The 13,952-nt window shown below is 36.5% G+C and carries 9 protein-coding genes; 8 read left to right on the top strand and 1 reads right to left on the bottom strand.

Going from position 1 to position 13,952, the window contains the following annotated elements; translation table 11 throughout:
• Positions 1–75 precede the first annotated feature (75 nt).
• Genes J2Y03_RS23930 through J2Y03_RS23920 form a run of 3 tightly spaced genes read left to right on the top strand, consistent with a single transcriptional unit; the run spans position 76 to position 6,835 of the window.
• A complete protein-coding gene (locus J2Y03_RS23930) occupies positions 76–2,589 on the top strand; it encodes a UvrD-helicase domain-containing protein (protein ID WP_310199177.1) in 2,514 nt (837 codons plus the stop codon).
• A 3-nt stretch (positions 2,590–2,592) separates the two neighbouring features.
• Positions 2,593–5,208, top strand: a complete 2,616-nt coding sequence (locus J2Y03_RS23925) for a hypothetical protein (RefSeq protein ID WP_310199175.1) — start codon at positions 2,593–2,595, stop codon at positions 5,206–5,208.
• Positions 5,171–6,835 carry a UvrD-helicase domain-containing protein gene (locus J2Y03_RS23920; RefSeq protein WP_310199173.1) on the top strand — a complete coding sequence of 555 codons (1,665 nt, stop codon included), beginning with the start codon at positions 5,171–5,173 and terminating at the stop codon, positions 6,833–6,835. Before J2Y03_RS23925 ends, J2Y03_RS23920 begins: the two co-directional genes overlap by 38 nt.
• Positions 6,836–7,070: 235 nt before the next feature.
• Here J2Y03_RS23920 and J2Y03_RS23915 read toward each other — a convergent pair whose 3' ends face one another.
• Entirely contained in the window at positions 7,071–7,955 is an 885-nt protein-coding gene (locus J2Y03_RS23915) for a LysR substrate-binding domain-containing protein (protein ID WP_310199219.1), read from the bottom strand.
• A gap of 302 nt (positions 7,956–8,257) precedes the next feature.
• Between J2Y03_RS23915 and J2Y03_RS23910 the strand changes: the two genes are divergently transcribed.
• The 5 genes from J2Y03_RS23910 to J2Y03_RS23890 all read left to right on the top strand — a co-directional run bounded on the left by J2Y03_RS23910 (position 8,258) and on the right by J2Y03_RS23890 (position 13,946).
• Positions 8,258–9,064, top strand: coding sequence for an enoyl-CoA hydratase/isomerase family protein (locus J2Y03_RS23910; protein ID WP_310199171.1), 807 nt, complete (start codon positions 8,258–8,260; stop codon positions 9,062–9,064).
• Between the two features lie 105 nt (positions 9,065–9,169).
• Positions 9,170–10,228 carry a TRAP transporter substrate-binding protein gene (locus J2Y03_RS23905; protein ID WP_310199169.1) on the top strand — a complete coding sequence of 353 codons (1,059 nt, stop codon included), beginning with the start codon at positions 9,170–9,172 and terminating at the stop codon, positions 10,226–10,228.
• A 201-nt stretch (positions 10,229–10,429) separates the two neighbouring features.
• Entirely contained in the window at positions 10,430–10,906 is a 477-nt protein-coding gene (locus tag J2Y03_RS23900; RefSeq protein ID WP_310199167.1) for a TRAP transporter small permease, read from the top strand.
• Positions 10,907–10,921: 15 nt separating this feature from the next.
• Positions 10,922–12,235, top strand: coding sequence for a TRAP transporter large permease (locus J2Y03_RS23895; RefSeq protein ID WP_310199165.1), 1,314 nt, complete (start codon positions 10,922–10,924; stop codon positions 12,233–12,235).
• A gap of 28 nt (positions 12,236–12,263) precedes the next feature.
• Complete coding sequence (locus tag J2Y03_RS23890; protein WP_310199163.1) at positions 12,264–13,946, top strand: AMP-binding protein; 1,683 nt, start codon at positions 12,264–12,266, stop codon at positions 13,944–13,946.
• The last annotated feature ends 6 nt before the right edge of the window (positions 13,947–13,952 follow it).

Below are 13,952 nucleotides of genomic sequence, written 5' to 3'. Positions count from 1 at the left end.
TTGTTTGTACTATACGAAAAATTGGAATAATATTGAAAGGAATGATTCTTGCAAAAGTTATTGAGGAGGATTTATTTGGGACAGGAGCCAGAGTATTCTTTAGCATTATATGCTGACATTTCTTATATCCAAACTAATATACATAAATTATGCTCGTATATGAATACGGGTGTGAAAATATTATTGTTCACAAATAGTGAAGGAGTTAACGAAATAAATGAATTCCTGCAAAAGGACTATAAAAAAGCCAAGCTTCTTTACATTTTTGTGAATGAGGAATTACAAATACATAACCCAATTCAAGTTACAGATGGTGAAAACCTGCAACAGGTTGAAGAAATCGCCAAAAGCTTCCACCAATTTAATTATGATCAGTACAAGATTGAGCATGCTCCCTTAGAGGAGAATATCATGGTTAAAGCTGGAGCAGGCACGGGGAAAACAACGGTCATGATTGATCGAATCTTATATCTTCTAATAAAAGGGAAGCTGGACCCGGCTGAAATTGTGATGATAACGTTTACGCGCGAAGCGGCCCGGAATATGTATAAGAAGCTCAGGAAGGAACTTTTCTCCCGCTTCAATGTAACAGGGGCAAAGGAATATATTCAATGGATTGAAAAGCTAAATAACATGCGAATTCAAACGATTCATTCTTTCGCCAAAAGCCTATTAAGAGAAATTGGTTCTCTCCGCGGCTATGGGCTGAATGTACGGCTGCGCAGTTTTACAATGGAAAAACGCCGCTGGATTGAGGAGGAATTAGATTCATATTTTCAATCAGAATTAGCATCTGTCCAGGGAAATATTGAAAATATTATCTCGCCCTTAAGGATGTACGAATTAATCGATGTTATCTATGATTTTTGGGAGAAGTTTGAGCAAAAAGGCTTTACGACCAAAGAGATATTGAAGGCTAATTTTGGAACGGCAGCAGAGGGTCATGAGAAAATGAATGAATTGCTCGAGACCGTAATTAAAAATGTCGAGAAACGGTTTACCCAAGCAAAAGTCACGGAAAATAGCTTATCATTGAGTGATTTATCCAGGGAAATGGATTATATCCAAGAGCAATATGGTAAAGAGGCCTTTAAAAACCTATCTTCCAAAATCTCTTACCTTTTTGTAGATGAGTTCCAGGATAGTGATGATATTCAGATTCGCTTGTTTGCCATCATTCAGGAAGCTTTCTCGTCCAAGCTGTTTGTTGTAGGGGACATCAAACAGTCGATTTATCGTTTCCGCGGTGCAAACCATACGGCGTTTGAAGAAATCACCGAGCTGTTAAAACAACGAAATGTTATCATTAATGCTCAAGATTACTACCTGCAGAAGAACTATCGAACAGGAAAATTACTTCTCGACGAGATGGATATTTATTTTTCCTGGTGGGGGCAAAAGAAGTATCTTACCTATCAAACTGGTGCACAGAGTTCAGATAAGTTAGTAGGTATGCTTGTAAGTAATGAGGAGAATGCTTTCACGATTGACAATAAAAAAGAAGAACAAAAAGAACAGATGAAACGTTATATTATGCCTGAAATTCGCAAGGCTTTTAATCGGGTAAAGGAAATCAATAGTGAAAAAGGGCAATCTGATGATAAGGAAAAATTCGCTGTCTTAACCCGGACAACCGAAGAGGCACGGATGATTCAAGCTTGGTGCAAGGAAGCCGACCTGTTAACGAAATTAGAGGTGGGTGGAGGATTTTACCGCTCCAAACCGGTAAGGGACTTCCATTCTCTTATTTTAGGGCTCTTATATCCAAATGATGCAAGGTTTGTTTCGAATCTTGTTTATGGGCCGTATGGAAAAGCTCCTTTTACTATTAACGGGTTAATCTCTGAAAAAGGATATTCAGTAGAAAAAATCGATTATATTAAGAGGCAGTCAAGCTTTGATTTTCAAAAATACCAAAAACAATTAAAGGTACTTCCCGTGTTATCAGTGCTTCGAAGAATTTTAGAGCAAAGAAAACCTGCGCAGTGGATCTATTCCAGGAGATTAGATGAACTGAAAGAATCGCAGGAAGAGAAGTATCCTATGGAACAGTTAAATCAAGATGCATTCCTATACGCGCAGCAGTATGAGCTGAATTTAGGGAAATTATTTGAAAAAATGCATCAATCGTTTTCAGAGGAATTTGTTTCGTTAGCTCAAATAGAAAAATGGCTGCAGGTGAACATCGCTACCAATCGAGATGAAGAAGAGGTCATTCATGATGTCGAGGATGCGTTGGATTATGTTCATATCACCACTGTCCATCGCTCAAAAGGGCTTGAATACTACACCGTCTTGATTCCGTTTACAGAAAGAATTTTTACACCGCCATTTAGTAAAATTATTTTCAATAAAGAAAAAACAAAAGTAGGCTGGCTGATTCAGAAGCAGAATGCAGGTATGAAAAGTAATGATTTTTACGATGAACTGTACCAGCACGAAAACCTTGAGTCCATCCAGGAGGAAACGCGGTTACTGTATGTTGCCATGACAAGGGCAAAGCAGCAGCTAGTGATTCATCGCAATCGAAAGAATGATCAATATAATTGGACATGGTCCAAACTTCTTTCAGCAGAAAGGGGAGAGTAAGCTTTGAATCAGAATGTAAGTGTGATTACCTACAACAATCCGTATACCTTTCATACAAAGGATGCGGTTAGGCAGCATCAATCAGCTCTGCATTTATGTGCAACAACCAGTTTGGCTTCTGGCCTAAAATCCATGTCAAACATGTTCCCCTATATCACAGCAACAAGAGAGATAGTCGATAAATTTTATCCTGGCTGGAATACACCACGGGTACGGTTTCGCCAATATGCCAGTTTGTCTGATAAGCTTCGTCAATTTACAGGGGCCAACCAGGAAGTTTTGCTGTCCTTTAAGCGAAATAAATTAAATATCCTGATTACAATGAGAAATTTATCGGAGATTTTTTTAACACCCGATATGCTAAGGCCACATTGCCAGACAGAAGAAGAAAAACTGTTTTGCGATTTATGGGCTGAAATGCTTCCGGAGTTTTCTTTTTTTCTTGGAATTGCCAAAAACAACTTACAATCAGTAGAAAATGTAAATAGGATTCTAGATGAAGTGCATCCAAATCGAAATATGTCTTCTATCGTCCTACACGGCTTTTACTTCATTACCCCTGTGCAGCATTATATTTTTTACCGATGGAAGGACCTTGGCATTCATTTAGTATTCTTAAATCTTTATGATGGGGAAAATCCCAGCCTTTTTGGCTTCCTTGAAGAAAATTTCTCTTCATTACACGGGTGGACGGACCGTGAAAATTGGACCATCACCAGGGACGATGAGGTAATACCAGGGAAGATGTTTGCCAACCTGCTCGAAGGAATGAATAGTGAACCTCTGAATACGGATTTGGAGGAAACAGCGTATAATTACGTAATCGATTTTGTGAAAGATATCAAAGCGGAAACCGTTTATCTTTCACCAAATGATGAGGAATTAAACACACGGCTCCGGGATTTTCATCCGCAAGCGTATGTGGAGGAACGTCACTTTCTTTCCTATCCTTTAGGGCAATATATATTGCATCTGCACTCAATTTGGAAAGAAGCTGAGGGTGAATACGTCTTAACCGAAAGAATTATCAGGGAAAGCTTTGCATCCGGATGGCTCGAGGACGATGAGGGGAACGCACGTGAATTAACCCATCTATTGGATAAAATTCTCCCGTATTTCACGGATTGCCGTACTGATCGTGAGTGGTATGACCGGCTTAATAAACTCATGCTCTCAAAACTTTCTATTTCGAACTCACTAAAAAACTACAATATTTCCAGGGATGATCATTTTAAGGCTGTACGAGTTAGTCCTGGTTTACGGTTTTCCTTCTTCTCGGTCCCGTTAAAAGACCTGAAAAGAATCCGAATCCATTTCCAAAAGCTGATTAAGGATGCCAGATGGCTGTTAAATGTAAAGCAGGAACGTATGACGATTAAAGAGCATTTTAATAAAATTGAACAATTACTGAAAGATGCCCAATTACATCGTGAACGGTTAAGTAATGAAGAAAATACTCTAGTTGAACGCTTGAAGGAATCGTTAACCAATCCGGTAGATGACCAGGCTGACTACCATATTTCGGATTTAGCGGATGCCATTATTGTGTTTTTAAAAAATGGCCTGGACAAGAATGATATCGAAATCGATGAAGAAAACCCAGCGTTGATTGATTTTAAGATTCATCGCTTTGAAAAAGTGGATGGTTTAATCTATTTAAAAAATCAGTCGCCGCTTCATTTTTGCGGAATGGATGAGCGGCATTTTCCCGTTGCCTCCGCACCAATGCCTTGGCCGATTTCAAAAGAACTGCTGACGAAAATAAATCATCCAGCAGCCAATATGTACTTGTTCCGGGAAAAACATCGTCTTTCCTTTTCTAAGTATTTGTTTTATTTGACGGTAAGCTATAAAGGTCCCATCACATTTTCATGGATTCGCAATTTCAATAATGAGGAGAATCTTGATAAATCAATTTATATTGAAATCCTAAAGCTAAAACGAAACAATGAACACCAGGAGAATCCCTATGAGTACGAACCAAACCTTATGGTTGAAAATGATATGGAAGAAACCTTAAGGGCTTTGGAGGCTTTACCAAAGGAAGAATTTGTCGAGATGCGGTTATGTCCGAGAAGATTCTACTATAGTACCGTTTCAGATTTATTTTCCACTTATTCATCATCATTCCATACCCAGTTCTTGATTGGAAATTTGGTGAAAATATACGGGGCGATTGGGACTGGGAAGGAAGAGATAATTGATTTATTACAAAACCTCTTCCCATTTATGAGTCAAATCCGCTTACGTGCGCTTGTGGATAATAATCTAAAACAACATCTAATACAATCCACTCTTCGATTTGGTTTAAGCCGCCATACCCAGTATGACGATATTACTTATCCGTTAAGCAGTACATACTTTCAATTTCTCACCCATCGAGGCGCTTTTGAAAGTGAACATTGGAAACGTTCGTTTGACATGATGCAAAAATCAAGGAGAAGGGAGCTGCTTTCTTCTGTTGCAGCAAGTAATGTCCTGTTATTAAAGGCGACCCCTTCCGTTTTCTGTAAGCTTTGTCCGCACAACTCTTATTGCGAGGACGCTTACTATCCAGTTGATATCAAAGGGAAAGGGTTTGATGATCGTGATGAAGCCGGAACTGGAACAACATTATAAAAAGTCAGAACAAGCGTTTCAGCTTATCCAGCGGGCATGGGCAGGCTTTAGCGAAGAAGATAATCTTTCTGAGAAAACGTCCCGTTTTTTAAAAAATATTGAACTCAGCAACGAGCAGGCCGTCGTGGCGAAAAATAGTTCAACTGATTTATTAATAAAAGGTGTAGCAGGGAGCGGTAAAAGTATTACTCTCCTGTCACGAATGATGCAAAAAATGTCCGAGGAATTTAATAAACGGTTTTTATTTGTTTCGTTTAATCATGAGTTAGTCAGGGATGCGGAGAAACGGTTTAAAGAGTCCGAGTTTTATCAAGAACTTCAGGAACAGCAGCACACTGTCAATTTTTACACCTTTCATGAATTGGCATACAACCTGTTGAAGTCAATTGGTGTAACCGTTCCAAAGTTTAAAACCTCTCATAAAAAGCTGAGCCGGGAAGAAGATAATATTCTGGCCAGAATGTTTCTTCTCATCATGATGCTTGATAGTGAGGAAATGGAGGATTATCCATCGATTCATACGATAAAGAAAACACAGAATACCAATTTCTTGTTTGAGGAATTTTCCTGGATGAAAGGAAATGGGTTTATTTCAAAGGAAGATTACTTTGAGTGTGAAAGGGTCGGGAGGGGGAAACTTCCAAACCTTTCGAAAAGACAAAGGGAGACCATCTATCGCTTATTCGAGGAATATCGTAAACTTCAAAATCAAGATTTCTACAATCGGATTGACCGTGAGGATTATGCTCTATTATTGATAGAAAATTTCCACCGAATTATCGGGACAGAAAAATATGACCATATCTTTGTCGATGAGATGCAGGATTTGCAGCCGATGCAGTTAAAGGTGCTTGTATTTTTGAATAAAGGAACGTTAACGCTAAGCGGAGATGAAAGACAACGTATCTTTAAAGCGAGCCCATTCTCTTATCGATCTCTTGGAATAAATGTTCAAGGAAGCAGTGTTATTTTAAAAACAAATCATCGGTCTACCTATCAAATCATGAAATTGGCGAATTCCCTGCAGTTTGAAAGGACAGCAGAAGATTCAAGATATGACAATGAGAAATATTTTCCCAGACAGGGTCAGCAGCCGATGATTAGAGGCTTCAAAAGCGTTGAAAAAATGCTTGATGAGATTATCAATATTATTCAAATGCAATATGCAGAACATCCTGATCGGACTTTTGTCATCATTCACCGTTTTAATAAAGAGCAAGAAACCAACAATGTCTATACCTACTTAGGCAGGGGTTTCACAGTAAAACGGCAGACTAGTCATACCAGCTACGGATCTCATTCAGGACCAAAAGTATATTTATTAGAGGCAAAAGAAACCAAGGGACTTGAGTTTGATTATGTGTTTATCCTCAATTTTAATAACAAGACGTATCCGCATATCGATGAGATAGAAGCTTTATACAAACGGCGGCAGCATATGAAGCAGGATATCGGAGAAGATTTGAAGACACTTGAAGACAAAGAAAAACGGATTCTTTACGTAAGTCTGACAAGAGCCAAGCAGGAGGTCTATTTATTTTATCCTTATAAATCAGATAAAGAGAATGCGATTTCTCCATTCGTTCATGATTTTAACCGTAAAGATTATATAACCAAACGATTGTAGTACCTTTCTATTAGAAAGGTACTATTTTAATTAAACCTATTCGATTATTAACAAAAAGTTTTTTGTTAAATGGTCAATTTTATGATGGTTTGATTATAGTCCGAATTTCACACCTTTATATTAATTTTTTGTATATTTCTATAAAAAATCTGAAGACAGATAGAAGGTTCAATTTGTTTAAAGTAGATACCAAGAGCTAGATAAACAGGGTTGATTTGACACTTTAATTGAATAATTAACTATTAGTTTCATTCCATTCTTTAAATATTGAAATGAAATTGGTTAGTACGGGGTAATTTTCATCCTTTCGCCACGTTAGCGATAAGTCGACAGTTGGATATTCACCAACAATCTTCCTAAACTCCACTCCAGGCTTTTGAATCTCCATAGACAGCTCTGAAACGATTGCCGCTCCCCATTCTGCTGCAACAAAGGTTAGGATATTATAAATACCATCCGTTTCTTGAAATATTTTTGGTGTAAACCCAGCTTTATGGAATACCGTTATGATCGTATCATAATAATTCGGTTCCTTTTTTCTTAACGACATAATAAAATTCTCGTCCGAAAAATCCCTTAGATCAAGTTGATCATTATTATGAGAGAGAGGATGGTTTGATGGTAAGGCAATGACAAAAGGAATACGGCGTGTAACAATACTATTTAATAATTTTGAATTAACAGTTTCCCAAGTAAAGCCAATATGGATCTGATTATCATTCAGAGCATTAATCTGATCTGCGGTTGACATTTGATGAAAAACTACATTTACATTAGGAAATTTAGAGCGATAATAGTGGAAAAAGTTTATTAGTTGTTGACTTAATAATCCTGTGTACCCTATTTTTAATTGACCTAATGCCCCATTCTGAATATTACTTGCTTCCTCACAAGCCTCACTGAGTTTACTGAAAATAGAATAGGTTCTATCTAAAAATAATTTACCAGCTTCAGTTAATTCAACATTGCGTTTTGTTCTATAGAACAACTTTACCCCCATTTCTTTTTCTAAATGATTGATTTGTAAACTAAGGGGAGGCTGACTAATATTTAGTCGCTTCGCAGCATTGTTAAAATGTAGTTCCTCTGCAACTGCGATGAAATATTTCAATTGTCTCATTTCCAAGGTCTATACACCTCCTACAAACTATTCATAACTATTTTTTTATTAATATTCTATCTTATTTAGCTTAGAAGGACCCAGTTGTCACAAAGAAACATCTATAGATAATATTAATACTTTTAGAGTATTAATACAATTGATAATAGTATTAATATTCAGTCAATTAAAGCGATACAATAGATTAAACAAACAACACGAAAAAAACTGGCAAAGAAGATGTTAAGGAGGGAGATTTCAGCATTTCATTTCTATAGAACAGATAGAATTGATTATTAAAAAAAATTAGTGGAGGTATAGAATTGAAAACCTTTGAAACTCTATTACTAGAAAAAAACAATGATGTATTGACTGTATGGTTAAAACGGGAAGAAAAAGGAAATTCAATCAACATGGTCATGATAAAAGAGTTAATTGAACTGACTGAATACTTAAGAGTAGAAAGTGAAATTAATTTTGTAATATTTACCAATGAGGGAAGGTTTTTTTCAACTGGCTATGATTTAAATGAATTATATGATATTTCGCAAGGAGAAAAAGAAGTTTCAAAACAATTTAAGTTAATGCAAATATTAGGTCAGGAAATGATTCAAAAATTGGAAAATATTGAGCAAGTAACGATTGCGGCTTTAAGTGGATCCGCATATGGTGGGGGAGTTGCCATTGCAATGGCAGCGGATTTCCGTCTTATTTCGAATGATAGTTTACTTAACCTTCCGGAAACAAACATTGGTATGTTTTTATCATGGGGATGTACTCCTCGACTAGTAAAGGCTGTAGGGGCAACGAAAGCAAAAGAGTTAATTATGTTGTGTGAAGATGTTACTGCAGAAGAAAGCTTAAGGTTAGGTCTAGTAAATAGGATTGTCTCAAAAGAAAAAATGGAAGATGAAGTGAACCGGATTGTTAAAACGATTAGAAGTAAGGGACAGCTTTCTATTAGGATGACAAAAAAGTTAGCGAATGCTACAGTTGCAGGAAATATCGGTGATATGAACATTACAGAACCAGAATTGGCGGAGAAAATGGTCTTATCAGGTGAGACAAAAGAAATGATAATGAGCTTTTTAGAAAGAAAAAAAGAAAAAGGTAATAGTTTAGTTGAATAAAAAAAATTCATGACATGATTTATGAAAGCGCATACTTAACTAAACCAGAGACTTAACACTAGAAAAGATAGTAAAACAAAAATCAGTATTTTAAGGGGGAGAAAAATGAAAATCAAGCCTATTTTCTTATCCATTATATTATTATCTTTTGTTGTCCTCTTAGCTGCTTGTGGTAAAAGTTCATCTGAAAGTAGTGGAGGTGATGAGGTATACGAATTTGATTTTAATATCCAGCCTCCTGCGGTTCATAACTACGCAAAGACCGTTAAGAATTGGGCTGAATATGTGGAAAAAGAAACGGATGGCAGAATAAAAATCAATATTTATCCAAGTGCAGCATTAGGTCCTTATGAATCAGTTTATGAGGATATAGCTGGTGGTGTATATGATATAGGTTATGCGAACCCAAGTGTTCAAGATGACACGATGTTATTCCCATTATCAATTGGAGAATTGCCTTTTTCTCTTAGTGATCCATTTGATAAGAGAAAAATAATTGAAAAATTCAATCAAAGGTTTTTATCTGATAAATATGATGATAATGTAACATTTTTATCTTTTACTGGATCCGACCCGTACCATATTGTAAGTAAAACTCCGATCAAATCGTTAACTGATTTGAAAGGAAAAAAAATAAATGGAATTGGAGATGAGAAAGTCCAATTAGTTAATCTTTGGGGTGGTTCACCTGTAAGTCTATCACAAGCTGATTTGTATGAAGCACTTGAGAGAGGCACTGTCGATAGTGTAATTTATCCGGCTATTGGATCAATTGGATTTAGTTTTTATGAAGTGGCACCATATTTAACTCGTGTCAGTATTGACTCACAGTCTTGGGTCAATTTAATCAATACCGAGTCATTAAATAGATTACCAGCTGACTTGAAAAAAAGGTTTTTAGAAGAATTTGGTCCTCTCTTAGCAGATATGCCTGCGGAAATGTACGTCACTGAACAAGAAAATGCACTAAAGAAATTTGAAAGCAAGGATGGGCAAATTATTGAATTAGAAGAATCAGAGTTAGAGAAGTTTCGGGCACCAGCTAAGGAAGTTTGGGAAAATTGGGTTAACAAGGCTAATAGCAAGGGATATCCAGGCGACGAGATGATGAATTACTATCTTGAATTATTAGAAGCAGAGGGAATTGAAAGCCCTTATAAGTAGTAAACTGGGAGGGTTTAATAGTAAATTATGATTCCTCTGAATCACTAATAAGTGTAAATCAATTTTCCTTAAAGGTAGTTAGGATAAGAGCTACCTTTAGGGCTGATTATCCATTCGTATAAAATATTCTTGGTCATCACATACAAAGAGCTAGTATTGGAATCAGTTTGCAATTGAAATGCTGTGAAAGAAGGGATGGTATTGAATACTTTTATTAATCTAACTAGATATTTTACGTTTATTAATAAATGGGTGGTTGCTATTACGTTGGCATTGCTAATGCCCCTCGTTACTGTCTTTGCGCTTATGAGAAGTGTAGACCACCCTGTTGTTGGAGATATTGAAATTACTCAATTTGCTATGGTCTTATTGATAATGGGGTCCTTAGCCTATACTGAAAAAACAAATTCTCATATTTCGATTGGGATTATTGTTGATAGACTACCAGCTAGAATTCAAGTGATTTTTGATCTATTTGCTCATATTTTTACCTTTATCTTCTGTGTACTTGTTTGTTGGGTATTCATTTCAGAAAGTGATTTATCGAAATCATCAGACCTATTGAATATCTCGTTTTACCCATTTAAGTTATTTATCGTTATGGGTTTTGCTGCATGGGGATTTGAAATTATCATAAAATGCTATGAATCTATGAAACAACTTAAAGCTACTGAATAAAGGGGGGCAAATAAATTGGATACTGAACTTATTGGTATTCTCGTCATACTTTTTGTGTTTATTTTAATGTTTTTCCGTGTGCCAATTGCGATCTCCATGGCAATTCCCGCATGTATTGGAGTTATATATTTAAAGGATTTGGGAGCGCTTATATCAGTAGTTAATAGTATCGTGTGGGATCAGGGTTATAACTATACACTGTTGACTGTTCCACTATTTGTATTAATGGGGCATCTCTTATATTCAGCCGGAATTAGTTCGGAATTATTTACGACTTTTCGGCTATGGTTTGGAAAGTTTAAAGGTGGATTAGGATTGGCAACGATAGGCTCCTCCGCTATGTTCGGTGCATCAACTGGTTCAAGCTTAGCCACAACTGGAACAATGGGTGTCATTGCTACAAAAGAAATGCTTCAAGCGGGTTACGATAAAAGTTTGACAGGAGGTTCAATTGTAGCGGGGGGTACACTAGGTATCCTTATCCCGCCCAGTACAACTTTTATTATATATGGAATGATTACGGAACAGTCAATTGGAAAACTGCTATTGGCAGGTATACTTCCGGGGATACTACTTACCATTCTGTTTATGATTACAATTTATTTGGCTGTGACATTTAAACCAAGTCTCGTAGCAGCTTCAGCAGAAGAATATGAAGTGAGTTGGAAAGAACGATTTATTTCTCTAAAAAGTAACCTACCAATTGTTTTACTATTTATTGTGGTTATAGGGGGAATCTATCTAGGAATATTTACGGTAACGGAATCTGCTGGGGTCGGTGCATTTGGGGCATTTATTATTGGTATAACTCGTAGAAAAATGAATATGAAAAATTTTAAAGAGGCATTGTTTAATACGATAACAACAACTGGTTTTCTCTTCGCGATCATAATTGGAGCATTTATCTTAAATTATGTATTAGTGATTACTCGTATTCCCTATATACTAGCGGATCTCCTGACTGCCTCTGAACTTTCACCGACAATGATATTTATTCTAATAGTGTGTATGTATATTATTCTCGGAGCTCTAATGGATACCATTGCTATGCTCGTAGTGACAGTACCAATCATCTTACCAATCGTTGATATGCTAGGATTTGATTTGATCTGGTTTGGAGTGATTATTGTTCTACTAATAGAGATGGCTTTAATAACACCACCTGTTGGTATGAATTGTTTTGTCCTAAATGGAGTGACAGACCAATTAACTCTAAGTGAAATATTTAAGGGAGCTTTATTATTTGTAATACCAATTCTAGTTTTAATTATCTTAATCTATATCTTTCCTGAAATTGCATTGTTCATACCAAATAACGCATTTGGATGATAATTCTAGGGTCTAGGAGGAAGATACGATGATTCATAGTTTTATAGAGTCATTGCCATATGAGCAACGAGTATTAAGTGAGATGTTGGACAGATGTTTTGAAAATAACGAGAGCTCTGTTTTCTACGTGAGTATTGATGAAAAAAACAGGGAGGTAACCTATGCAGAAATGAAAGAAAAAGTAGATATAGTTGCTTCCAATTTGTTGGATTTAGGAATTAAAAAGGGAACTAATGTGGCCGTCTTAATGGCTAGTTCTACAGACTATATTTCAGTGTGGTTCGCTCTTGCGAAAATTGGAGCCATAGAGGTGCCAATCAATACAGTTTATAAAGGTGAAACCCTCCAGTATTTAATCAATGATTCAGATGCGAGATATATTGTCGTCGATGAAGAATATTATGCAGAATTAAATAAGATCTCAGCTGGATTAGAGAAAATTCAATATGTCATTTCTCATGGACAAAACGATTATTCCTATGAAACTAGTTGGAACATTGTGGGATGGGAAAGGGTCACTAAGTATTCCGAGGTAAGAATTAGACATCTGTTCAATGAAATAAATAATAATCCTGTCTATCCTCATGATCCGGTAGGTATTATCTATACGTCGGGAACAACAGGACCTTCAAAAGGGGTACTTCTTTCCAATCATCATTTGGTTTTCATGGGTTTGACTCATGCGGGTATCATGCATTACAAGGAAGACGATATTTCTTTAAACTTTCTCCCCTATTATCATACTGCAGCTAAATTTGTAACGATGGCATGTATGTTGTCTGGCGCTAAGATGATCTTAAAGAAGAAATTTAGTATCACATCGTTTTGGAATGACGTACATGAACACCAAGTGACATTGCTATCCTCGTTGGGTGGAGTTCTACCGATGTTATACAACCAAAAAGAGAAAGAAGATGATGTCAAAAACTCAATTCGTGCTGTTTATGTGATTCCATCCCCTAAAGATAACTATTATGAAATACAAAACCGGTTTGGATTAAAATTAGTGGTCGCGTACGGAGGTACGGAATGGAATATCGTTTCTTCAACGGAACTTGATGAAGACAAACCTGGCTCAGCGGGCCGTCATTTTGAACAATATTATGATCTGAAAATTGTAGATGAACATGATTTTGAATGTTCCCAATATGAACAAGGTGAAATTATTGTTCGTCCCAAAATCCCTCATATTGTAATGCTTGAATACTACAATAAACCAGAAAAAACAGTAGAAGCTTGGAGAGGACTATGGTTCCGTACGGGTGACCGTGCATATAAGGATAAGGATGGATATATCTATTTTGTTGATCGATTAAAAGATGCCATCCGTAGACGCGGTGAAAATATTTCTTCCTTCGAAATAGAAAGTGTCGTCGACAAGCACCCACAAGTAATCGAGTCTGCCGTTATTCCAGTTCCTGCAGATGTCGGGGAAGATGAGATTAAAGCTTGTATTATCTTAAAGAAAGGTGCAGACGTTAGTCATCAGGAGATTTTTAATTATTGTTATGAAAATATGGGGTATTTTATGGTTCCGAGGTATATAGAATTTTTTGATGATTTTCCAAGAACTCCTACCGGGAAGACGAGAAAGAATATTCTTCGCGAGCAAGGTAAGAGGGGCATGACTAGATTAACCTGGGACCGAGAAAAAGACGGCGGTATTAAGGTTACTTCTAAGGGAATTGATGCAATAAAGGAGACACAGTAAAGTTAA

The organism is Neobacillus niacini, assembly GCF_031457145.1.
Lineage (GTDB): Bacteria > Bacillota > Bacilli > Bacillales > Cytobacillaceae > Neobacillus > Neobacillus niacini_J.
This window is presented reverse-complemented; position numbering and strand designations above follow the sequence as displayed.